The organism is Antarctobacter sp. (assembly GCF_034670325.1).
Taxonomy (GTDB): Bacteria; Pseudomonadota; Alphaproteobacteria; order Rhodobacterales; family Rhodobacteraceae; genus Antarctobacter.
In genome coordinates, this window is sequence record NZ_JAXMNR010000008.1 from 164,546 (window position 1) to 186,135 (window position 21,590).

At 64.0% G+C, this 21,590-nt stretch carries 21 protein-coding genes; 13 read left to right on the forward strand and 8 right to left on the reverse strand.

Features of this window, described 5'->3' with window-relative positions; all coding sequences use genetic code 11:
• Positions 1-40 precede the first annotated feature (40 nt).
• The 3 genes from VOI21_RS19415 to VOI21_RS19425 form a co-directional block, all read right to left on the reverse strand.
• On the reverse strand, positions 41-2,140 hold the full coding sequence (locus tag VOI21_RS19415; protein ID WP_323771615.1) for a TRAP transporter fused permease subunit: 2,100 nt from the start codon (positions 2,138-2,140) through the stop codon (positions 41-43).
• Entirely contained in the window at positions 2,130-3,806 is a 1,677-nt protein-coding gene (locus tag VOI21_RS19420; protein WP_323771616.1) for a sulfatase-like hydrolase/transferase, read from the reverse strand. Before VOI21_RS19420 ends, VOI21_RS19415 begins: the two co-directional genes overlap by 11 nt.
• Before the next feature lie 125 nt (positions 3,807-3,931).
• On the reverse strand, positions 3,932-4,831 hold the full coding sequence (locus tag VOI21_RS19425; RefSeq protein WP_323771617.1) for a LysR substrate-binding domain-containing protein: 900 nt from the start codon (positions 4,829-4,831) through the stop codon (positions 3,932-3,934).
• A gap of 175 nt (positions 4,832-5,006) precedes the next feature.
• Here VOI21_RS19425 and VOI21_RS19430 point away from each other — a divergent pair, with 175 nt between their 5' ends.
• Positions 5,007-5,180 (forward strand): SulP family inorganic anion transporter, encoded by a 174-nt coding sequence (locus tag VOI21_RS19430; protein ID WP_323771718.1) that lies wholly within the window; start codon positions 5,007-5,009, stop codon positions 5,178-5,180.
• A gap of 141 nt (positions 5,181-5,321) precedes the next feature.
• On the opposite strand, the gene VOI21_RS19435 is transcribed toward VOI21_RS19430, so the two are convergent.
• Positions 5,322-5,915 carry a LysE family translocator gene (locus VOI21_RS19435; RefSeq protein WP_323771618.1) on the reverse strand — a complete coding sequence of 198 codons (594 nt, stop codon included), beginning with the start codon at positions 5,913-5,915 and terminating at the stop codon, positions 5,322-5,324.
• Positions 5,916-5,987: 72 nt separating this feature from the next.
• Between VOI21_RS19435 and VOI21_RS19440 the strand changes: the two genes are divergently transcribed.
• The 4 genes from VOI21_RS19440 to VOI21_RS19455 all read left to right on the forward strand — a co-directional run bounded on the left by VOI21_RS19440 (position 5,988) and on the right by VOI21_RS19455 (position 7,705).
• Positions 5,988-6,440 carry an Lrp/AsnC family transcriptional regulator gene (locus tag VOI21_RS19440; protein ID WP_323771619.1) on the forward strand — a complete coding sequence of 151 codons (453 nt, stop codon included), beginning with the start codon at positions 5,988-5,990 and terminating at the stop codon, positions 6,438-6,440.
• A gap of 79 nt (positions 6,441-6,519) precedes the next feature.
• Positions 6,520-6,885 carry a GerW family sporulation protein gene (locus VOI21_RS19445; protein ID WP_323771620.1) on the forward strand — a complete coding sequence of 122 codons (366 nt, stop codon included), beginning with the start codon at positions 6,520-6,522 and terminating at the stop codon, positions 6,883-6,885.
• Positions 6,882-7,448, forward strand: a complete 567-nt coding sequence (locus tag VOI21_RS19450) for a DUF2953 domain-containing protein (protein WP_323771621.1) — start codon at positions 6,882-6,884, stop codon at positions 7,446-7,448. Before VOI21_RS19445 ends, VOI21_RS19450 begins: the two co-directional genes overlap by 4 nt.
• Complete coding sequence (locus tag VOI21_RS19455; RefSeq protein ID WP_323771622.1) at positions 7,445-7,705, forward strand: hypothetical protein; 261 nt, start codon at positions 7,445-7,447, stop codon at positions 7,703-7,705. Before VOI21_RS19450 ends, VOI21_RS19455 begins: the two co-directional genes overlap by 4 nt.
• Positions 7,706-7,756: 51 nt before the next feature.
• On the opposite strand, the gene VOI21_RS19460 is transcribed toward VOI21_RS19455, so the two are convergent.
• Together VOI21_RS19460 and VOI21_RS19465 are read right to left on the reverse strand one after the other, a co-directional pair.
• Positions 7,757-8,716, reverse strand: a complete 960-nt coding sequence (locus tag VOI21_RS19460) for an L-malyl-CoA/beta-methylmalyl-CoA lyase (RefSeq protein ID WP_323771623.1) — start codon at positions 8,714-8,716, stop codon at positions 7,757-7,759.
• A 182-nt stretch (positions 8,717-8,898) separates the two neighbouring features.
• A complete protein-coding gene (locus VOI21_RS19465; protein ID WP_323771624.1) occupies positions 8,899-10,416 on the reverse strand; it encodes a hypothetical protein in 1,518 nt (505 codons plus the stop codon).
• A 219-nt stretch (positions 10,417-10,635) separates the two neighbouring features.
• Here VOI21_RS19465 and dgcN point away from each other — a divergent pair, with 219 nt between their 5' ends.
• The 4 genes from dgcN (at position 10,636) to VOI21_RS19485 (ending at position 15,899) form a co-directional block, all read left to right on the forward strand.
• On the forward strand, positions 10,636-11,637 hold the full coding sequence (gene dgcN, locus VOI21_RS19470) for an N-acetyltransferase DgcN (RefSeq protein ID WP_323771625.1): 1,002 nt from the start codon (positions 10,636-10,638) through the stop codon (positions 11,635-11,637).
• 162 nt (positions 11,638-11,799) lie between these two features.
• Positions 11,800-12,765, forward strand: coding sequence for an N-acetyl-D-Glu racemase DgcA (gene dgcA, locus VOI21_RS19475; RefSeq protein WP_323771626.1), 966 nt, complete (start codon positions 11,800-11,802; stop codon positions 12,763-12,765).
• A 79-nt stretch (positions 12,766-12,844) separates the two neighbouring features.
• Positions 12,845-13,708: a D-amino-acid transaminase gene (locus VOI21_RS19480; RefSeq protein WP_323771627.1), complete on the forward strand. Its 864-nt coding sequence runs from the start codon at positions 12,845-12,847 to the stop codon at positions 13,706-13,708.
• Positions 13,709-13,712: 4 nt separating this feature from the next.
• Complete coding sequence (locus tag VOI21_RS19485) at positions 13,713-15,899, forward strand: OmpA family protein (protein WP_323771628.1); 2,187 nt, start codon at positions 13,713-13,715, stop codon at positions 15,897-15,899.
• Positions 15,900-15,957: 58 nt separating this feature from the next.
• Here the strand turns inward: VOI21_RS19485 and VOI21_RS19490 are convergent, their stop codons facing one another.
• On the reverse strand, positions 15,958-17,169 hold the full coding sequence (locus VOI21_RS19490; RefSeq protein WP_323771629.1) for a TIGR03862 family flavoprotein: 1,212 nt from the start codon (positions 17,167-17,169) through the stop codon (positions 15,958-15,960).
• Entirely contained in the window at positions 17,166-18,500 is a 1,335-nt protein-coding gene (locus tag VOI21_RS19495; protein WP_323771630.1) for a mechanosensitive ion channel family protein, read from the reverse strand. The genes VOI21_RS19490 and VOI21_RS19495 overlap by 4 nt, the downstream gene beginning before the upstream one ends.
• A gap of 183 nt (positions 18,501-18,683) precedes the next feature.
• On the opposite strand from VOI21_RS19495, the gene ybgC reads away from it, so the two are divergent.
• The 4 genes from ybgC to VOI21_RS19515 all read left to right on the forward strand — a co-directional run bounded on the left by ybgC (position 18,684) and on the right by VOI21_RS19515 (position 21,587).
• Positions 18,684-19,070, forward strand: coding sequence for a tol-pal system-associated acyl-CoA thioesterase (ybgC, locus tag VOI21_RS19500; protein WP_323771631.1), 387 nt, complete (start codon positions 18,684-18,686; stop codon positions 19,068-19,070).
• A gap of 134 nt (positions 19,071-19,204) precedes the next feature.
• Complete coding sequence (gene tolQ / locus VOI21_RS19505; protein ID WP_323771632.1) at positions 19,205-19,900, forward strand: protein TolQ; 696 nt, start codon at positions 19,205-19,207, stop codon at positions 19,898-19,900.
• 3 nt (positions 19,901-19,903) lie between these two features.
• Positions 19,904-20,380 carry a protein TolR gene (tolR, locus tag VOI21_RS19510; protein ID WP_323771633.1) on the forward strand — a complete coding sequence of 159 codons (477 nt, stop codon included), beginning with the start codon at positions 19,904-19,906 and terminating at the stop codon, positions 20,378-20,380.
• A gap of 7 nt (positions 20,381-20,387) precedes the next feature.
• Positions 20,388-21,587 (forward strand): cell envelope biogenesis protein TolA, encoded by a 1,200-nt coding sequence (locus VOI21_RS19515; RefSeq protein WP_323771634.1) that lies wholly within the window; start codon positions 20,388-20,390, stop codon positions 21,585-21,587.
• The last annotated feature ends 3 nt before the right edge of the window (positions 21,588-21,590 follow it).

Sequence of the window (21,590 nt, forward strand, 5' to 3'; positions counted from 1 at the left end):
TGGTCTCCTCCTGGGTCGTCGTTGTGTTTTTGGTGGATGGTCAGCGGGGCGCGGCTTGTGCGCCGCGCGCGGCAAATCTGGGACTGGCAAAGATCAGCGCCAGCCCTGCCAGCAACGCGGGGGCGGCGAAGATCATCTGCGGCAGCAGGGCCGCAAAGCCGACCAGCAGGCGCAGCACGCGCTCTGCGACGCCTAACCGGGTGCGGTCAAATCCTGCAATCGCCGAAGCAATCAGCCACATGGCCAGCGTAAAGGCGACAATGATCCAGCCGAAGTCGAACCATGTGACGGTCGAGATGTCGATCATCGCCTTTGAGGTCACCCGCTCTTCTCCGAACCACTCAAAGATGACCTGAAGCTTGTACAGCACTGCCGGGTGATAGACGAAGACAAAGGGGATCAGGAACCCGGCCAGCGCAATCTTGGCCGCCTGGAAACCGGTCTTGATCGGGTCCGCGCCAGCGATCGGGGCAGCGGCAAAGGCTGCAAGCGCCACTGGCGGTGTCACCGTCGACATCATCGCAAAGAAGACGACGAACAGGTGTAGCGTCAGCGGTGCGATGCTGACCGTGTCGATGCCCGACGACAGCGCAATCACGATTATGAAATAGGTCGCGCCCGGCGGCAGACCCATGCCAAGGACAATCGCCCCCAGCGCCACCACGGCCAGCACGATCGGCATCGGGCCATCGGCAACCTCGGCCAGCAACAGCGACAGGCGTCCGGCAAATCCCGACGTCTGGATCAGCCCGACGATCAGGCCGATGGCTGTCACGATGACCACGATGGAGGCGGCCATGCGCCCGGCGTCCACAAAAGCGCGCCACAAATTCGCAGGTGAGCGGAACTCCCTGAACAGGATCGAGGCAGCAACCAGCGCCACGACCAACCCGTAGAACCCCGCCTTGGGCACCGAAGGCTGCGAAAACAGAAAGTAGCTGAGCGTTCCAAGGGGGGCCACAAAGACCAGACACTGGACAAATTCCTTGCGCGTCAGTTTGGGGCGCGCGCTGTCGGGAAGGGCACCGATCCCCAGCTTGCGGGCTTCGAAGTAGACCGCCAGAAAGGTGCCGAGATAGTAGAAGATCGCAGGCATGATCGCCGCAATGACGATGTAGCGATATTCAAGCCCGATCTGCCCGGCGACGAAGAAGGCGACCACGCCCATCACCGGCGGCATGATTTGTCCACCGGTTGACGCCGCCGCCTCGACCGCTCCGGCAAAGGCCGGTTTGAACCCTGATTTGCGGATCACCGGGATGGTCATCACGCCGGTGGATACCACGTTGGATATCGCCGCACCGCTCAGCGTGCCGAACAAGGCCGAGGAAGCAACGGCGGCATGGGCCGCGCCGCCGGTCAGCCCGCCGGTCAGGCGGTTGGCGATCTTCATCAGCAGATCGCCCGCTCCAGATGCCATCAACACCGCGCCGAAGACGATAAAGATCAGCACGTTGCCAGTGACCACCTGGATCGGCTGGCCAAACATGCCGCCAGTCTGCGCCCAGAATTGCAGCACCATCTGGCGCAGGTTCTGGCTGACGGTGGCCTCTGACCCGGCAAGGATGCCGGTCCATGACGGCAGGTCTCCCTTAACAAAGAAGTAGATGACCCAGAACAGGCAGAACCCGACGATAAAGCCGCCGAACAGCCTGTAGGTCAGGTACAACGTGATCGCCGTCGCCAGCGGAAACATGATGAAATCGATCGTACCGGCCGAAGGCAGAACGCCTGCGTCCGAGGCAAAAATCGCCACGATCCAACTGGAAAAGGCGGTCACGGCAAGCGCCGCCAGCGTCCAGTTCAGCCACCGCAAACCTTCCTTCCGATGCAGCGTGAGCAGCGTCACGAGGAAACTCAACACGATGGGCAGACCAATGATCAGCCCGGTCGGCAAAAGGAAACCCTGCTCAAAGGCACGGTAGCCCGCGCCTAGCCAGTGTTCGCGCAGGAACACCCGCTGATCGCGGCGGCTGAGTTCCTCAAATCCAGGCGTTGTTGTTTCTATGAACCAGCGGACAAATTCGCTGATCGGACCAGACGCGGAATAGAGCACGATCACCATGGCAAAGACGATGGCGATCACATCGGCGACGTGCTTGTCAAACAGGGGGCCCCTGTTGGGTGTTTCAGACGTCATGGCTTAGTTCCTCCGCCACGGGTTCGTCGGTGAAAAGCTGGCGGGCGCGTCCGCGATACTTTTCCGTCAATTCGGGGGGAACCTCGCTGCCATCCACAAGGAAAGGCATGATTCCGCGCCGCAACGAGCGGCCGCGCGCAGCCGCAATATCGGCGTCGGACATGGTCACGCGTTGTGCCATGCGCAGGCCCCAGTGCGTCAGGTGGCCATACAGCCGGTCGATCTGATCTGCATGCGCCGGATCGGCGCCGAGATCGGTGAATTCGTTCGGATCGATTTCGAGATCGAACAGCATCGGGCGAAAACCGCCTTCGAAGTGGATCAACTTCCAGCGACCGTCAAAGACCATGAAAATCCGCGCGTCGCGAGCGTCGAGTCCCAGTGCTGCGCAGCGTGGCGTGACCGAGAAATCGTATTCGCTGATCACCACCTCGCGCCAGTCGTCGGGCGTCTGGCCGTGCAGCCACGGCATTAGCGAGCGGCCTTCGACGATGTGACCGGGCACCGTGCCGCCCGCTGCCTCGATGAACGTGGCAGAGAGGTCAATCGCCTCGACCAGCGCATCGCAGGTGGTGCCACGCGTGGCATCGGCCACGGCGCGCGGATCATACACGATCAGCGGGATCTTGACCGCCGCCTCGTGGAAGAAGTCCTTTTCGCCCAGCCAGTGATCGCCAAGGTAGTCGCCATGGTCCGAGGTCAGAACGATCATCGTGTCGTCCATGCGGCCCGTATCTTCGAGATAATCCAGCAGGCGGCCCAGCTGGTCGTCACACTGCTTGATCAGACCCATGTAGGCTGGGATGACTTTGTTGCGCACCTCGTCCTGCTGAAAGGCTTCGGCGACGCGGGTTTCCTGATAGGCCCCCAGCACCGGGTGCGGATTGTCCAATTCCGCCTCATGGCGGACCGGCGGCAGGATGTCCTGTTGTCCGTACAGGTTGTGGTACGGCGCAGGCACGATATAGGGCCAGTGCGGCTTGATGAACGACACATGGGCGCACCAGTCGCCCTCGGCCTGCTCGATGAAGCGGATGGTTTCCGAGGTCAGCCAAGGCGTCTCGCTGTCCTGTTCGCGGATGTTGGCGGGTTTGTCGGCGTTCTGGAACATCCAGCCAGAGGCCATGTCGCCGTTCTCATCGACGCCGGCATTGGCGTAGTCGGCCCATGGATTGTCACCGTCGTAGCCCTGCGATTTCAGGTATTCGTTATAGGGCGAGCGTTTCTGGTCATAGCTCCCATCCGGGCCGCTGCCCCACAATCCGTCATCCCGCGTCCAGGCGTCAAAGCCGCAATCGGCCTGCCGTGCGCCGATTACGCTGTCCGGGGCCAGACCGAGGCGTGCCATGCCTTTGGCGTCGGCCTTCATGTGGGTCTTGCCCAACAGCCAGCACGCCATGCCGTTGTCGCGCAGGTGATCGCCCAGGGTGACCTCGCCCACCCGCAGCGGAAAGCCATTCCACTGCGCCCCGTGCGACGATGAATAACGCCCGGTATAAAAGCTCATCCGCGAGGGGCCGCAGACAGGGGATTGCACGTAGGTATTGGTAAAACGCATCCCGCGCGCCGCGACCAAGTCAAAGTTGGGGGTCTGCAAATGCGGATGACCCGCGCAGCTCAGGTAGTCAAACCGCAACTGGTCGTACATTATAAATAGAATGTTCATCGCGCGCTCCTCCTCTGGTTCCGATGGCGTGCGACAACACCGGACTTTGAACTTCTAGTTTTTTGACAAGCAGATCGGGAGTGCCGAAATGCTTATGGCTATAACCAAAAGGAATACCCGGGTGATCAGGAGAATTCGTTTTGTGCGACCTGTAGAATGCAATCGCTGAAGTACTGCAGGGCCGGGGTTGGCGGTCGTTCCGATGCAGTGGTGGCGGCGATCCGCGCAGGCAACAGCGGCGGCGACAGATCCAGACCCTGTATGCGCCAGGTCGACATGGTCTGATCCAGCAAAAGGCCCGGAAACGTGCAGAGAAAATCGCTGTCCTGCAACATCGACAGCACGCTGAAGATCGAATCCGATGTCACCATCGGCTCGGGCGGTTTGAATCCCTGAGCGATAAACCGGCGTTGCATATAGGGTAGACGCTCGCGAGAGCCGATCATCAGCCAGTCGCCATCAACCAGATCGGCCAGCGATCTTGCCCCGCTCCAGCGCGACCCAAGCCCGGTGATGACCTTGATCGGTGTTTCGACAAGGAATTGCACTGAAAGGCCCGCTGCCTCGCCGCTCTGAGGTTCCGGTCCGATCACAAGATCGACCAGCCCGTCGCGCACGGGGCCAAAGGCCATCGGTTCGTGGCCGCCGGTGATTTGAACATGAACCCCGGGGAACCGCCGTCGAAATCGCTTGATCGTCCCCGCCATCAGTCGATTGGCTGCCAGAGGCGACACGGTCACGTTTAGCCGCCCGGTGCCAAGGCCGCGCCGCTGCGCGATCTCGTCGTCCATTTTGCGCAGTTCGCTTTGAATCACGCGGGCGCGGCGCAAGACGGTCTTGCCTTCTTCGGTCACGGCGACGCCACTGGGTGCGCGTTTGAAGATCGCGGTGCCAAGTTCGGCCTCGGCCTGCCGCAATGCCTTGGTCACGGCGGGCTGGGTGCGGTTGAGCAGTTTGGACGCGGCGCGGATGCTTCCGGCCCGATCAATCGCAAGTAGCATTTCGATGTGCTGAAGTTTTATCACGCTATGACCTCTCCTCTGCGAACGTATTCCCAAAGTTTATACCCATGAGGTTTTTTGACTAGGCCACAAGGCTGGTACGGTTGGTGCCGGAATGGGAGGCCATGATCACGCCGGATGACCTGCGCGCGATGTCTTTGCCCGGTTCACCGGGGTGACGCTGGTGTTGGCACAGGGCGTGGCCTGTGCCGCCATCGCCGGGATGCCGCCGGACTTCGGGTTATACACGGCCATGATCACCGCAATTGTCGGGGCATTGTTCGGGTCCAGTTGGCACGCTGTGTCTGGTCCGACAACGGCGGTTCCGGTGCTGGTCTTCGGTGAACTCAGCGACATCTTTGCCCCCGGTTAGACGACTTTCATGACTAAGCCCGATCCTGCCCGATGCGCCATCGAGCAACGACCGCTTCCATTGATGACTCATTTTGGGATGCCCGCCGAACCGACTGGCCAGGGCGCTGACCGAAATCCATGTGCCGCTGGCGGGCTAGGCTTAGCCCAGCAACACCGGCACCATGGCGGCCAAGAGCAGCGCCGCCATGGTCCAGTTGAACAGGCGCAGGCGGCGCGGGTCGGCCAGCCAGCGGCGCAATCCGGTGCCAAGGATGGTCCACGTGGCGGCAGAGACGGTGCCGATCACCGCGTAGGTGGCCGAAACCCATGCCACGGCAGCCAGATCGCGGCTGGCGGCGTACAGCGTGATTGCCCCCAACGCCATCGACCACGCCTTGGGGTTGACCCATTGAAAGGCTGCAGCCTGCACAAAACTCAGCGGACGGGCGTTTGCGCGGGCCTCTCCCGGCGCGGCCTGATGGGCGATTTTCCACGCCAACCACAGCAGATAAGTGACCGAAACCACCTTGAGACCCATGTGCGCCGCTGGCCAGATCTCGAACACCTGCATCACGCCCAGACCCACCGGCAGGATCATCAGCGGAAAGCCGTAAGCGACGCCCGCCAAATGCGGCAGCGATCGGCGCAGGCCGAAATTCGCGCCCGAGGTCATCAGCATCAGGTTGTTCGGCCCCGGTGAAAACACCGTGGCGGCGGCAAACAGCGCAAGCGCAAGAAGGAGGTCAGGTGTCATGACACAACACTTGCCCATTTTCTGTGGCATGAAATTGCGATTTGCGGCGTGATTGGCGTATTATCACACTTAATGACCAATCTGGACACAATTGACCGCAAGATATTGCGCGAACTCTCTGCCGATGGGCGGCTGAGCAATCTGGCGCTGGCCGACCGCGTGGGCCTGTCGCCCTCTGCCTGCCTGCGCCGCACGGCGGCGTTGGAAAAGGCGGGGGTGATCCGTGGTTACCGCGCGGTCCTGAGCGCCGAGAAAACCGGCATCGGGTTTACCGCCTATATCACCGTGGGGCTGAACCAGCACACCAAACCCGCGCAGGAGGCGTTTGAGCGGGCGATGGCGGCGGCCTCGCAAGTGCGCGAGTGCCACAATGTCACCGGGCCGGTGGAATACCTGCTGAGGGTCGAGGTGACCGACTTGATCGCCTACAAACACTTTCACACAGAAATCCTCGGGGCGCTGCCGCAGGTGCATATGCTGACCTCTTATGTGGTGATGGGATCGCCCAAGGATGAAAGGGCCTGACGCATATCAATGCCGCGTTTTAGGGTTTGGATAGTCTGGCGGGCGACACCAGACGTAAACTTCAAAACCGGAGGTCCCGATGGAAGATGTGGAACGCCTGCTCAAAGGCACCGTGGAAGAACTTGAAAAACTGTTGAATGCCAAGAACGTGCTGGGTGATCCGATTGAGCGCGATGGCGCGACCGTGATCCCCATCGTCAGCTACGGATTCGGATTCGGGGCAGGGGGCGGCACGGGCTCGGACTCTGGCAAAGGGGCGGGGGCTGGCACCGGCGCGGGCGGCGGTATCAGGCCGCTGGGCGCAATCATCATTGATCAGAACGGCGCGCGGGTCGAGGCGGTCAAGGGGGCTGCCAACAGCCTTGCCGCCGCAGTTACCGAAGTCGCCGGAAAGGTGATTTCCGCCGTCGACAGGGACAGGAGCCGCAAAGACACCGAGGCGTGAGTTGGGCCCTGCCAGTGTTATGGGTCGTTCTGGGTCTGGTCACGGTGCTCTTTCTGCTGGGCGTCCTGCTGCTGGCCCTGCCTGTTCAGGTCCAGTTCCTTGCCGAATACGAGGGGCGCACACGGATGCGAATCCGGTTGGCCTTGCTGGACGGACATTTGCCGGGAATTGCGCTGGTCGACAGCTGGCGACCGCCCAAGCCAAAGCGGAAAGCAGCACAGAAAAAGCAGGATAAACCGCCAAGGGCCGGGCGTAGGCATGTTCCCCCGGCAGGTGCCATCCTGAAACTGATCATGGACATTCTGGGACGTATCCGCATCCGGCGGTTGCGGGTGCAGGGCGTCGTCGGGCTGGGGGACCCGGCGGACACGGGCCAACTGTTCGGGGCGTTGTGTCCGTTGACCTACGGGCTTCCTGCCGGGATCGCCGCGATAGACGTGGTGCCAGAGTTCTCAGGTCCGCACCTCGAGGGCCGGGCAGAGGGGGTGCTGAGCGTCACGCCGCTGGCGCTGTTGCCACCGGTGCTGCGCTTTGGCTGGAAGGTCTGGAGGCGAAAGCCATGAGCCATGTTCTGGAAGGCCCGCGGCGCGTCGGCTGCGTCTGGATTTGCGCGGTGGTCGCGACCGGGGTGCAGGTGGTGGCGCGGAACGGCGGCTATCGTGGTGTCGGTGTCAAAACGCCGGTGGCGGTGGCGGTCTTCGACGGAAAGACGCTTTTGGCCTTCGAAAAAGACGGCACGCCGATGTCTGAGACGGCCCTTGACGGGCTGTATCCCGGCAGTCCTGCCCGCCTGCGCGCGGCGGCGGTTGCCAGCGCGTGATTTCGTCGGTGACGGGCGCCGCCCGGTTAGGCGCGGCGCCCGATGGCAACCTTACTGACCGGCGATCATCTCGGACTGGCGCACGATCACCTCGGCCTGTTTGATGCTGGCGATGTCGACCAACCGGCCCTTGTAGACAGTCGCCCCTTCGCCCTTGGCCTTGGCTTCTTCCATCGCAGCCAGGATCTCGCGCGCCTCGTTCACTGCCGCCTCTGACGGGGTGAAGACCTCATTCGCCAAAGCCACCTGTTTCGGATGGATCGCCCATTTGCCGACCATGCCCAGCGTCGCCGACCGCAACGCCTGCGCGCGGAAGCCTTCGTCGTCGGAGAAATCGCCAAACGGCCCGTCGACCGGCAGCACGCCATGGGTGCGGCAGGCGGCGACAATGGCGGCCTGCGCCCAGTGCCACGGGTCGGACCAGTGTTTCTGGCCGTCCCGATACATGTAATAGTTCTCCTGCGTGCCACCGATGCCGGTGGTCGCCATCCCCATCGAGGCGGCAAAGTCCGCGGCCCCAAGGCTCATCGCCTCCAACCGGGGCGAGGCGGCGGCGATTTCCTCGACATGGGCGATACCGGCGGCAGATTCGATGATGACCTCGAACTTCAGCGCCTTCTCCCGGCCCTTGGCGCGTTCAATCGCTGTGACCAGCGCGTCAACCGCATAGAGATCCCCGGCACAGCCGACCTTGGGGATCATGATCCGGTCAAGACGTTCGCTGCCCAGTTCCAGCAGGTCCACCACGTCGCGATACCAATAGGGCGTGTCCAGCCCGTTGATGCGCACCGACAGGGTCTTTTTGCCCCAGTCGATCTCTGCCAGCGCCTTGATGACGTTCGCCCGCGCGCTGTCCTTGTCAGAAGGAGCCACCGAATCCTCGAGGTCAAGGTTGATGACATCCGCCGCGCTGGCAGCCATCTTTTCAAAGATGGCCGGGCGCGATCCGGGTCCGAACAACTGGCAGCGGTTGGGGCAGGCGGGGGCAGGGGGCTGGATGCGGAAGGACATTGCAGGGCCTTTCGGTCAGAAAATTGCGTATACCTTGGCCCACGGGTTATAAAACTGCGCGACGTCCCGCAAGGCCTTTTTGCAGGTGCAGAAAAATGCCCTGTCAGCGCCTCTGGCCGGCGGAGGGTCCAGCTTATCCGCCAAGACGCCATGTGCCCCGCCAAAGCGGGACACATGGGCGATCAATAGGCCTTCATCTCATAGCAGAATGCATTGCCGGACCGGCTGTTGCGCAGGCACTGCATGTTGTCCGATATGTCGTAGACACTCTCGATATAGGGCTTAGTCGCGCTGTTGCCGTTGACCCGGGGGCCGGTGCCGTCCATTTCGACCAGCGTGTTGGCGCCGCTGGGCCAGGTGAACTCAACCGTGACCCGCATTTTGCCATCCCCGGTAAACACGGCGGTCTCCACCGCATCGCAGGGTTCATCGTCGGTCTTCTGATCGGCGGAATTATACACAAGACAGCGCGTTGCCAGACTGCGGCGGTCGGTCCAGACCGTGGCGTCTGCGGGCAATGCGCCCGATCCGTGCCGGGCGGCAAGCTCGGCAAAGCGGGTCCACGGCGGATACAGGGCGGCCTGATCCAGCGCCATGGCATCGCCGCGCAAAAAGGAGACGCTCAGCCGCCGTGTATTGCCGCGCATGGGGGCTTCCATTGGCCAGCGTCCGCCAAAGCTGACGTTGCAATTCAACCCGTCCTCCGCCGGTTCGGGGTCACTGACAAATCGGGCATCGCCGAAATCACCGGAACTGCCCAGAGCAATCTCTGCCTCACCGCGCAAGTAATGCCGCGCCAAGACGCTGCCTGCGTAATCCCCAAGACGGCGACCCGAAAAATAATCGCGACCCGCGCCATCATGGCGGGACGCATAGGTCTGATAATAGCCGGTGGAGGGTCGCAAACCGGGCTGCGCGTTCAGGCAGGCATTGACGAAATGGCCACGCGACACCTTGGCCGGATAGGGCAGCCCGGTGACGTCGATCATCCATTGCGACGCTTCGCCCACCGTTTGCAGCACATACATGTCCTGTGGCGGCGTGGCGACCATGCGGTTCATCAGCGTGGCCGGAAAGCGCATCTGGCCTTGGCGGTCGCTCAGCTCTCCGATGGACCGCACGGCAATGGCAAAGGCGCGGTCGACCGCCTCGGCAGAGTAATTGCCGTCTTCGATGGTCAAGCCCGGCGCGTGAAACCCCAGCAACCCCTGCGCATGGAGGACACGGTTGGGCAGGCGCCCGCCAGAGCTTTCGCTTTGCGTGCCGCCCGCCATGAACAGGACCGCGCAGGCGGAATAACAGGTGGCGTCGCGCGCAACAGCGGTGCCGATTCCGCCGTAGAGATAGCCGTTGTCTCCGTCGGGATCGGCCAGCACATCCGCCATCTTGAGCGCCTCGGCCAAAGAGCCGCCGGGGCTGTCGAGGCAAATGCGCGGCACGGCAAGCCCGCCCCTTTGATCCCAACGTTCAAGGAAATCGCTTTCCCCGGCGTAGGGATTGCCGATAATTCGATCGAGCGCGGCCCGAAACCCATCGGCATCGCCGGATCGGATCGGGCCCTGAACGGTCAGGATGCAGCCCAGATCGGCATCGCCGCCATCAAGAAATTGGGCTGCGGAGGCAGGCGGGGCCAAGGCAAGTGCAAATCCGGCGGCGGTCAGCAATCCCGCTGCAAATCGGGAGAAATGGCTGTTCGACATATTCAACCTTCTGATGTTTCAAAGACAATTGGGCAGGAAGGCTAAGAGAGAATGGTTATTCGCACAACCGTATAGGCAAGGTGGCTCTGCACAGTTCTTCGGCAGAACAGACGCATTGCGCATGATTCTTCGAGAATGCCGCCCGCAAGGCAGTGGAAAACAAGCGCGTTGCAGGGCAACTCGTGCAAACTTGTCAAAAATGGGGACATGGAGACCAGAATGATCAAGACACCCTATCTGCTTTTTCTGGGCGATGCGCCCGATCCGCTGGCCGCCAAGGTGGCGCAGGGCATCCGCGACTGGCGGCCCGAGAACTGCGTCGGTCAGTTCCGGATGGAGGGCTGCAAGGCCGATCTGGGCCTGCCCGACATGACCTTGGAAGAGGCCAAGGCGGCAGGGGCCAAGACGCTGGTGATCGGCGTGGCCAATCGCGGCGGCAAGATCAGCAAGGCATGGAAAAAGGTCTTGGTGGCGGCGCTGGAAGAGGGGCTGGACCTTGCCTCTGGCCTGCACAACCTGCTGCGCGCCGAGGCGGACCTGAAGGCCGTGGCAGAGGCGACGGGCCGCGCCCTGCATGACGTGCGTGTGCCAGAGGTCGAATACCCGATCGCCGACGGCACCAAGCGCACCGGCAAGCGCGTGCTGGCGGTGGGCACCGATTGTTCGGTGGGCAAGATGTACACGACACTGGCGCTGGACAAGGCGATGCGCGCGCGCGGCATGAAAAGCACCTTTCGCGCCACCGGCCAGACCGGCATCCTGATCACCGGCGACGGCGTGCCGCTGGACGCGGTGGTGGCGGATTTCATGGCCGGGTCGATCGAATACCTGACGCCCGACAATGACCCCGACCACTGGGATGTGATCGAGGGGCAGGGCAGCCTGTTCCACGTCAGTTTTTCCGGTGTGACCTTGGCGCTGATCCACGGCGGCCAACCCGATGCGCTGATCCTGTGCCATGAGCCGACGCGCACCCATATGCGCGGTCTGCCGGGCTATGCCTTGCCCTCGCTCGAAGAGGTGCGCGATCTGTCGCTGGCGTTGTCGAAGGTGGCGAACCCGGGCTGTCAGGTTGTCGGCGTGTCGATCAACACCCAGCACATGGGAGAGGCTGAGGCGGTCCGCTATTGCGCCGAGGTCGAGGCGCGGCTTGGTCTGCCGACGGTCGATCCCTTCCGCCACGGTGCCGAACGTCTGGCAGAGGCGCTGGCCGCGCTCTAGCGGGATGGCGGGCGGTCCGGCCTTTGGCCGGACGCTGTTTCGCGCTTGCGCGCGAAAGGCGCCCCACCCACCATCCCTTGGGGCGCTGCGCGGTCTGCGGTTTCGCCCGGGGCGGGGTTGCTATTTGAGTATTTTTACCAAGAAGAAGCAGGAGCGGCAGAGATGACCATCAGCGTATCGCGGGACGTGTTCAAGCTGGCCGAAGCCTTTACCATCTCGCGCGGCAGCCGGACCGAGGCGCATGTGCTGACGGTGCGGGTGACGCGGGGGGGCGTGCGTGGCTGGGGCGAATGCGTGCCCTATGCGCGCTACGGCGAAACGCTGGACAGCGTGTCGGCAGAGATCGACGGGTTGCCCGAGGGGATATCCCGCGCGGACCTGCAAAAGGCGTTGCCCGCCGGGGCGGCGCGCAACGCCGTGGATTGCGCCCTGTGGGATCTGGAGGCCAAGGCGGCGGGGGTCCGGGTCTGGAATCTGGCCGGGCTGCCTGCGCCGGGGCCGGAACGCACCGCCTATACGCTGTCGCTGGACACACCCGACAACATGGAGGCGGCGGCGCGGCGGCACGCGGCGCGGCCCCTGCTGAAGATCAAGCTGGGCACCCCCGATGACATGCCCCGGCTGGAGGCGGTGCGGCGCGGTGCGCCCCAATCGCGGATCATCGTCGACGCCAATGAGGGCTGGAGCGCCGCCGTCTACGCCGATCTGGCCCCGCATCTGGTGCGGCTTGGGGTGGCGCTGGTGGAACAGCCCTTGCCCGCAGGCGAAGATGCCGCGCTGATCGGGATGGACCGCCCGGTGCCGGTCTGCGCCGACGAAAGCTGTCATGACCGCGCCTCCTTGCCCGCGCTGAAGGGCAAATATGACGTGGTCAACATCAAGCTGGACAAGACCGGCGGCCTGACAGAGGCGCTGGCCCTGCGCGCGGCCGCGCTGGCCGAGGGCTATGACCTCATGGTGGGTTGCATGGTGGGGTCATCGCTGGCGATGGCTCCGGCGGTGATGTTGGCCCAAGGCGCGATGGTGACCGATCTGGACGGTCCCCTGCTGCTGGCCCAGGATCGCGACACCCCCCTGCGCTACGACGCGGAGGGCGTCCACCCGCCAGAACCCGCGCTGTGGGGCTGACAGGGCGCGCGCCCAAGGCTTGCGGCGCGTCCGGTGCCTGCCTACAACACAAAAAACGCTTTGCCCGAGGACCACGCCCATGACCCGCACCGTTTACGTGAACGGAGACTACCTGCCCGAGCATGAGGCCAAGGTCTCGATCTTTGACCGCGCTTTTCTGATGGGCGACGGCGTCTATGAGGTCACCTCCGTCCTGGACGGCAAGCTGATCGATTTCGGCGGCCACGCCACGCGCCTGCAACGGTCCCTGTCCGAACTGGACATGCGCGCGCCGGTCACGATGGACGAATTGCTGGAGATCCACCGCGAACTGGTGGACATCAATGAGATCACCGATGGCCTGATCTACCTTCAGATCACCCGTGGCGCGCCGGATGATCGCGACTTTGCCTTTCCCGACCCGGACACCACCCCCTCGACCATCGTGCTGTTCACCCAGAACAAGCCCGGCCTTGCCGACAGCCCCGCCGCGCAAAAGGGCATCAAGGTCATTTCGATCGAGGATCAGCGCTGGGGCCGCCGCGACATCAAGACGGTGCAACTGCTGTACCCGTCGATGGGTAAGATGATGGCCAAAAAGGCCGGTGTCGATGACGCGTGGCTGGTCGAGGACGGCTTTGTCACCGAAGGCACCAGCAACAACGCCTATTTCATCAAGGGCAATAAGATCGTCACCCGCGCCCTGTCCAGCGACATCCTGCACGGGATCACCCGCGCCGCCGTGCTGCGCTTTGCCAAAGAGGCCCAGATGGAGGTCGAAGAGCGCAACTTTACCATCGCAGAGGCGCAAGGCGCGGATGAGGCATTCATCACCTCCGCCTCCACCTTTGTGATGCCGGTGGTCGAGATTGACGGCGTCAGCCTTGGCACCGGCACGCCGGGTCCGCGCGCGCTGCGCCTGCGCGAAATCTATCTGGACGAAAGCCGCAAGGCCGCGATCTGATCCGATGACCACCAGGACGCTTGTCGAGGCCATTGCCGCGCTGGTGATCTTTCTCACACTGGCGGGGCTTGGCCTGTTTCAGGTGCCCAGCGAAGACGCCACGATCGAGGCGGGCGTGCAGGCGCAAGCCACGGCCTTGCTGGCCGACCTGCCCAATCCGCCGACCCTGACCGTCAAAGGCCGCGACATCACGGTAGAGGGCCGGGTTGAAAGCCATGCCCTGCGGCGGCACATCGAATCCGCATTGCGCGGAATCGATGGTGTCCAGCAGGTAACAGCCCGCCTTTCCGTCCTGCCAGAGGTCGAACAGTTCTCCTTTTCCATCGTCAAGCGCGCGCAGACCGTGGCGCTGTCGGGTCATGTTCGTCGCACCGACACCGTTGAAACCCTTGCCGCGCTGGTTGGTGCGCCGGTGCCAGAGGTGGCGCTGGCCAGCGGCGGGGCCTTTGACGGCTGGGACGGTGTTGTCATGCGTCTGGCGCAGGTGGCGCTTTCACTGGATGAGGCAGAGGTTTTGGCGTCGGGCGACACGGTGCAATTTCGCGGCGTGGCACTCTGGCCTTCTGAGCTGGCGGACATCGAACAGGGGCTTGCCGACCTCCCCGATGCGCTGACAGTTACGGCACAGCTGACGGCGCGCGACGATGGCGCGCCTTTTGTTCTGCTTGCGGAAAAACACCCGGGCCTTGGGGTCAGCCTGCGCGGCAAGCTGCCGCTCACGCTGACACCGCAGGCTGTGTCAGATGTGTTTGGACGCGTGCAGCGCACCGAATTGACCGTTGGCCCGGTCGATCCGGGCTTTCCCGGCCTTGGCTCGGCGATGCTCGGCGCGGCGCGGGTTCTGTACGCCGCCGATGAGGGCGTCGCCACGGTGACGCCCGGTGCCGTGATCCTGTCCGCATTGCGGGGCGGCGACGCGATAGATCACGCGATCGACGTGTTGCGGGATGATTTGCCAGCGCAGTACGCGCTGGATATTTCGCGGAGACCGGCCACGGACCCAGAGCCGTTCTGGCTGGAATTTGAACGCCGGGACGGCGCAGTCACGGCGCGCGGCGTTGTCCCGGCTGATCTGGCACCCGACCTGCTGGCACGGGCGCTGGACGGGGCCGACACCTCGGGCCTGCGGCGCTCCCCTTATCCCGACATCACCGGCTGGGGCGCGGGGCTGGACGCCGTCAGCGCGGTCTTTGCAGAGGTCGTCGAGGGAAAGCTCCTGCTAGAGGACACCTCGGTCACGCTGGACGCACTTTTGCCTGATCCGACCAGCGCCGACCGGGCCGACAGGCTTTTGACGGCGCTCCCCCAAGGGCAGGATTTCCGGCGCACCGTCGATCTGGTCGATGACGGTCTGATCCTGAACGCGACCCTCACTTACACGCCGCAAGGGGGCGCGCGGATTGACGGCACCTTGCCCGGCAACCTGACGGCGCAAGAATTGCCGTCCCTGTTGGCTCTGCCTGCCGTCGCGGGCGGTGCAGGCAGTGACAAGGACATGCCACTGCCACGGGCAAAGTCGGTCCTGCTGGCCGTGGAACGCTGGCTGGGTGAGGCCGAAGACTTGACCCTCAGCCTGACGCCAGAGGGGATCACTCTGGACGCCGTGTTGTCGCCGGGGGTGGACAAGGCGCAGGTCGACGCGGCGATGCGCGCCGTTCTGGGCCCAGAGGACAAGATGCGCTTGCGCCTGTTGTCCAACGCGCCCCCCGACGGCACAGAGCGGCCAAATGTGGCGCTGGGCTTGGCGCAGATCTTTGTCGCGGGCTACTGGCTGCCGGTGCTGGATTTCACGCCATCGGTGGCGGAATGCGCGCGGCAAAGCCGCTTGGCCGGACGCGCGGCCCCGGTGCGGTTTCTGTCAGGGTCATCGCGGCTGGACGCCAGATCGGTGCGCGGCGTCAATGCGCTGGCCGCCGTCGCGCGGGTATGCGTGTCGGATGGCGGACTTCAGATGCAGATCGAGGGCCACACCGACTCGCTGGGCGATGGCGTGGCAAACAGGGCCATCAGCCGAGACCGCGCCGTTGTCGTGGCGGTCGAGATAACCAAACGCGGTGTCCGCTCCGAGGCGATGAACGTGGTGGGATACGGGGCGGCACGGCCCGTGGCCGACAACGACAGCGACGCAGGGCGCGCGCTCAACCGCCGAATTTCGCTCTCGTGGCGTGATCCGGGGCAGGCGGTGCAGTGAGTGCAGAGGTTAAGGCTTGGTAAATTCGTCTCTGTAAGATATTGATTTCGTTGAGGCGTTAACCTTGTCCACTGTGGCGCCCCTTTTGCTGGCCTGCCATCCACGCGGCCGCATGACGCCCGGCCCACAGCCCCGTGGCAAGGCAGGCAGTCAGCAGATACCCCCCCGTCGGCGCCTCCCAATCCAGCATCTCGCCCGCACAAAAACAGCCCGGCCTGTCCCGCAGCATCAGCCCCGCATCCAGCGCCGCAAAGGGCACGCCCCCAGCGGTCGAGATCGCCTCATCCAGAGGCCTCAACCCGGTATGCGCGACGGGCAGCGCCTTGATCCGCGCCGCCAGAACGGCGGGCTCATCGGGCAAGGGGCGGGCAAACTCCATCAGCAAAGCCTGCGCTGCCGGGGCCAGCCGCAGCGCCTTGCGGATCGCATTGGTCCGGCTCTGCTTGCCTCGGGGCCGCGACAGCCGCGCGACCAGCGCATCCTCCGAAACATCCGGCAACAGATCGACCGTCAGGGCATGGCCCGCACGCAGCGCCGGGGTCAGCGGATAGATCCCGCCGCCCTCCAGCCCCCGCGCCGAAATGACCGCCTCGCCCCGGTTCTCCAAAGCCCCGGACCGAAAGGTCACGTTCTTCAAGGGCGCGCCAAAATACTTGGCCATATGCGGCGACCAATCGACCAGAACCCCGGCATTCGACGGCGCAAAGGGGGCAACGGGCAGGCCCGCCGCCCGAAAATACTCTGCCCAGACCCCGTCCGACCCAAGTCGTGCCCAACTGGCACCGCCAAGGGCAAAGACCGTCACCGCGGGGTGCTGAACGGCTGGTCCCTCAGACGTGTCAAAAAGCAGCCCGCCATCCTCGGCCCAGCCAAGCCAGCGCCAGCCCGTGCGCCGCTCCAGCCCCATACCATCCAGTCGTTCCAGCCATGCCCGCAGCAGCGGTGAGGCCTTCATGGCCGTGGGAAACAGTCGTCCGCTGGACCCGGTGAAGGTGGGCTGCCCCAACCCCTCGGCCCATGCCTGCACCTCATCCGGCCCAAACGCGTCCAACATTTTGGCAAGTTCCGGCGCGGCCTCTGCATAGGCCGCGCGAAAATGAGCGCGGTCCTCCATCTTGGTCAGGTTCAATCCCGACTTCCCGGCCATCAACAGCTTGCGCCCGACAGAGGGTTTTGCCTCTGCGAGAACAACCCGACAGCCTGCCGACAACAGCGCATCCGCCGCCATCAACCCCGCCGGGCCGCCACCGATCACCAGCGCATGGCTCATGGTGCGGTTGACCCGGGCACCTGATGCAGTTCCACCACCCGGTGCGGATAGGGGATCTCTATCCCGTGGTCTTTCAGCGCGTTCCAGATCAGGAACAACACGTCGGATGTGTATTTGTTAGGGCCGTCGTCGATGCCATTCACCCAGAATTCCACCGCGAAATCCACGCCAGAGTCGCCAAAGCCACGCAACTCGCAATCGGGCGGAAAGGGAAGGTCCAGCACGCCGGGGTGCCGCGCCACGGCCTCTTCGACAATGGCGGGCACCAAGTTGATGTCGGTCTTGTAGCTGACCGAGAAATCCGCCTCATAGCGGTTGGCACTACCTTGGTCAGAATAGTTGATGACGCGGGTGGTGATGAAATCCTCATTCGGGACGACGATCCAGCGGCCATCGTAGGTCTCAAGGATCATTGCCCGCGCGGTTGTCTTGACGATGGTGCCGGATTCGCCGTTGTCGAGCTCGACATAGTCGCCGACGGTTGCTTGCCCTTCGAGCAGCAGAATGATGCCGGAAATATAGTTCGCAGCGATCTTTTGCAGTCCAAAACCAAGGCCGACACCAATGGCACCGCCCAGTACCGCAAGAGAGGTCAGCGGGATGCCGACGATGTTCATCAGCAGCAGGAAGGCGAGGCCAAAGATCGCGAACTCCGCCGCCTTGGCGGCAAGCTGACGGGTCGCCGGAGGCATCTCATCCTGTTTTTGGATATAGGACCCGGTCTGATCGTTGGACCAGCGCCCCAGCCAGAACAGGATCGACCCTGCGATCAGGCCCCGGATGACCGCCATGACGGTGAACTCGATATTGCCAAGGCTCACCGTCAGGTCGTTCAGGCGGTCGGTGGCGACATCCAGCAGGCCCAAGGTGTATAGCGCCATGACCGGCAAAAGGATGACGCGCCCCAACATCTTCAGAAAGCCATCCTTGATGATCTCGCGGACAAGGACGCGGGCGGCGAGCAGCAGGAAAAAGCGTTTGCCAAAGGCGATCACTGCACCGGAACCGAATATAGCGCGGGTCAGCCCCTCACCGATGCCGGTGAAGGCAAAGGCCAGCAGCGGCAGCAACAATGGCACGAAGATCAGCAGGAACCGCCGGATCGTGGCCATGATCGAGGTTCGACCCTCCTCTGGTGTCAGAATCCGTTCCAGCCATGGCCGCAGCTTGCGCGTCAGCAGCCATGCGATGACGAAGGCGGCAACCAGCAGGCCGAACTGTGACCAGGCGGCGGGCGATACCAGCCATTCGCGGGCAATGTTCCATCCCTGCAAGGCGTATGCGACGGCCTGTTGTAAGATCTCGGGCTGGGCGGCGAGGTCGAAGTTCATTTTGTTTGATCCTTGGCATCGTCGTCACATCCTCTTGCCCAAAGAGTGCGCTGGGGACAAGGGGAGCGATATGGACGACGAAGCAGACCCAACCGGCACATCCTGTCTGCGCCCAATCCCGCGGATTGCTTGCCGTGCGCGGTTCGCGCGCCTAGGGTCGCCCGGCCAGAGAGGAGCCCGCCGATGCACCGTTTCCAGATCCGCGTCTATTATGAAGACACCGACATGGCGGGGATCGTCTACCACGCCAACTACCTGAAATTCATCGAACGTGCGCGGTCCGACTGGGTCAAGGAGCAGGGGCTGGACCAGAACGCCATGCGCGAACAGGACGGGATTGTCTTTGTCGTGCGGCGGATCGAGGCGGATTATCTGATGACCGCGAAATACGACGACGCGCTGGAGGTGCGGACCACCGTGCGCAGCATGACCGGCGTGCGCCTGATCATGGGGCAGGAGGTTGTCCGGGGCGAAGAAGTGGTTTTTCGCGCCGAAGTGACGGCGGTCTGCGTCACCCGCGACGGCCATCCCGCCCGTCTGCCTGCCAAACTGCGGCAGCGGGTCCACTAAGCGATTTGCGCCGACACTTGTCCGCGCCATCCTGCGGAATGCCGCCTATTCAGTAGCGTTCCCCCTGCAAATCGGGTAAGGAACGCGGTAATCAGAGCCCCGGTCACAGGGGCCGACAGGAAATGAGCAGGTCTATGGAAGCAGGAACGCTTGCACTCGCGTCGGAGATCGACTTCTCCTTCTGGGGTCTTTTCATGCGCGCAACGCTGACGGTGAAACTCGTCATGCTAATGTTGATGGCGGGCTCGGTCTGGGCTTGGGCGATCATCATCGAGAAATTCGTAAGCTACCGCAAGGCGCGGCGCGAGGCGACGCGGTTTGACCGCGCCTTCTGGTCGGGGGAACCGCTGGATGAGTTGTTCGAGCAACTGGGGCCGGAGCCCAAGGGCCGCTCTGAACGAGTATTTGCGGCGGGCATGATGGAATGGCGGCGCAGCCACCGTGAGGACGGCGGGCTGATCGCCAACGCGCAAAGCCGGATCGACAGGTCGATGGACGTGGCGATCCAGAAAGAGGCCGATGTGTTGCAGCGCGGTCTGCCGGTGCTGGCGACGGTCGGCTCTACCGCGCCGTTCATCGGGCTGTTCGGGACGGTTTTCGGGATCATGAACGCCTTTATCGAGATTGCCGCGCAGCAGAACACCTCACTGGTGGTGGTCGCGCCCGGCATCGCAGAGGCGCTGCTGGCCACGGGTCTTGGCCTGCTGGCGGCCATCCCGGCGGTGATCTTTTACAACAAGTTCTCGGCGGATGCGGACCGGATCGTGGGCAACTACGAGGCGTTCGCCGACGAATTCGCCACCATCCTTTCCCGCCAACTGGATTCCTGAGCCATGGGGGCAGGGGTCGTCAAATCCGGTGGGGGCAAGCGGCGGCGCGGATCGCGTCGTAGCCGCGCCCAGCCGATGGCCGAAATCAACGTGACACCCTTTGTGGACGTCATGCTGGTGCTGCTGATCATCTTTATGGTGGCCGCTCCGTTGCTGACAGTGGGCGTGCCGGTGGAACTGCCCAAAACGGCAGCGCAGGCGCTGCCCGCAGAAACCGAAGAGCCGTTGACGGTGACGCTGTCGGCGGATGGTCAGGTGCTTATCCAGACCACTGTCGTCGCGCGCGAGGATCTTGTCGGTCGGTTGCGGGCGATTGCGGCGGAACGGTCGGACGACCGGGTCTACCTGCGGGCCGACGGATCGGTGACCTATGAACAAGTGGCCCAGATCATGGGTGCGCTGAACGCGGGCGGATTTTCTTCGATCGGTCTGGTGACGGATGTGGGCGGCCCGGCACTTGACGGGCCGGACGGCGGCTGAGGCGCGAATGAACCGCTATCTGTACATATCAGGCGGGGCGCATGCCCTGCTGTTCGCTTGGCTGCTGCTGGGCAATGTCTTTGCGGCGGATCCGCCGCAAATGCAGGTGGCGGACGTGACGATCCTGAGCGAGGCCGATTTCGCGGCCCTGACCGCGCCGCCAACCCCCGAGCCCGCGGCAGAGCCGGTGACGCCGGTGGTCACGCCCGAGCCTGTGCCAGAGCCGGAACCTGAGCCGACACCCGCGCCCGAGCCAGAGCCAGAGCCCTTGCCGGAGCCTGTCCCGACACCAGAGCCGACACCTGCACCAGAGCCGACGCCCGCACCGGAACCCGCACCGGAACCCGCGCCCGTGCCGGAACCGGCTCCTGTACCTCAGCCGCTGCCAGAGCCGGACCCGGCGCCCATTCCTGCGCCATTGCCCGACCCCGAGCCGATTCCCGTGCCTGCGGCCCCGCTGCCCGCGCCGCCGCCCGCGCCACGCGCGCCCAATGCGTCGTTGCGGCCCAAGGCGCGCCCGGCGGACCGGGTTGCGAACACACCCGTGGCACCGCCGGACCCGAACACCGAACGCGCCGAAGAGCGGGTCGAGGCCGCGGACCCGGACGCCGTCAGTCCGGACGTGGCCGAGGAACGGCGTGAGGCGACCGCGCCGCCCGAAACCACGACTGAAATCGTGACCGAGGCGGACGAACGCTTTGCCCCGTCCGAGTCGATCCGGCCACAGGCCCGCCCGCAGCGCGCGGCACAGGCTGCCCGGCCCGATCCCGCACCGCAGCCCGAGGCGGCGCAGCCCGATCCGGTCAGCGGCGCGGATGACGCCATCACCTCGGCTCTGGCAGAGGCGCTGTCAGCGGCCCCCGCGCCCGCCGCCCCTGCTGGGCCGCCGATGACACGTGGCGAACGCGAGGCGCTGCGGCTGGCCGTACAGGCCTGTTGGGTGGTGGATGTCGGCTCTGAGGCGTCGGGCATCACCGTCACCGTTGGCTTTGAGATGGAACCTGACGGCCGCGTCATCTCGAACAGCCTGAAGATGGTGGAGGCCTCGCAAGGCAGCGCCGCCGCGGTCCAGACCGCCTTTCAGGTGGCGCGGCGCGCGGTTCTGCGGTGTCAGGGGGCAGAAGGGTATGCCCTGCCAGCCGACAAGTTCGACCAATGGCGCGAAATTGAGATGACCTTTAACCCAGAAACGATGCGGCAGCGGTGACGG

Coding starts and splice junctions, on each gene's coding strand:
- VOI21_RS19415 (WP_323771615.1), bottom strand. CDS start 2,140: ATGACGTCTGAAACACCCAACAGGGGCCCCCTGTTTGACAAGCACGTC.
- VOI21_RS19420 (WP_323771616.1), bottom strand. CDS start 3,806: ATGAACATTCTATTTATAATGTACGACCAGTTGCGGTTTGACTACCTG.
- VOI21_RS19435 (WP_323771618.1), bottom strand. CDS start 5,915: ATGACACCTGACCTCCTTCTTGCGCTTGCGCTGTTTGCCGCCGCCACG.
- VOI21_RS19440 (WP_323771619.1), top strand. CDS start 5,988: ATGACCAATCTGGACACAATTGACCGCAAGATATTGCGCGAACTCTCT.
- VOI21_RS19445 (WP_323771620.1), top strand. CDS start 6,520: ATGGAAGATGTGGAACGCCTGCTCAAAGGCACCGTGGAAGAACTTGAA.
- VOI21_RS19455 (WP_323771622.1), top strand. CDS start 7,445: ATGAGCCATGTTCTGGAAGGCCCGCGGCGCGTCGGCTGCGTCTGGATT.
- VOI21_RS19460 (WP_323771623.1), bottom strand. CDS start 8,716: ATGTCCTTCCGCATCCAGCCCCCTGCCCCCGCCTGCCCCAACCGCTGC.
- VOI21_RS19465 (WP_323771624.1), bottom strand. CDS start 10,416: ATGTCGAACAGCCATTTCTCCCGATTTGCAGCGGGATTGCTGACCGCC.
- dgcN (WP_323771625.1), top strand. CDS start 10,636: ATGATCAAGACACCCTATCTGCTTTTTCTGGGCGATGCGCCCGATCCG.
- dgcA (WP_323771626.1), top strand. CDS start 11,800: ATGACCATCAGCGTATCGCGGGACGTGTTCAAGCTGGCCGAAGCCTTT.
- VOI21_RS19480 (WP_323771627.1), top strand. CDS start 12,845: ATGACCCGCACCGTTTACGTGAACGGAGACTACCTGCCCGAGCATGAG.
- VOI21_RS19485 (WP_323771628.1), top strand. CDS start 13,713: ATGACCACCAGGACGCTTGTCGAGGCCATTGCCGCGCTGGTGATCTTT.
- VOI21_RS19490 (WP_323771629.1), bottom strand. CDS start 17,169: ATGAGCCATGCGCTGGTGATCGGTGGCGGCCCGGCGGGGTTGATGGCG.
- VOI21_RS19495 (WP_323771630.1), bottom strand. CDS start 18,500: ATGAACTTCGACCTCGCCGCCCAGCCCGAGATCTTACAACAGGCCGTC.
- ybgC (WP_323771631.1), top strand. CDS start 18,684: ATGCACCGTTTCCAGATCCGCGTCTATTATGAAGACACCGACATGGCG.
- tolQ (WP_323771632.1), top strand. CDS start 19,205: ATGGAAGCAGGAACGCTTGCACTCGCGTCGGAGATCGACTTCTCCTTC.
- tolR (WP_323771633.1), top strand. CDS start 19,904: ATGGGGGCAGGGGTCGTCAAATCCGGTGGGGGCAAGCGGCGGCGCGGA.
- VOI21_RS19515 (WP_323771634.1), top strand. CDS start 20,388: ATGAACCGCTATCTGTACATATCAGGCGGGGCGCATGCCCTGCTGTTC.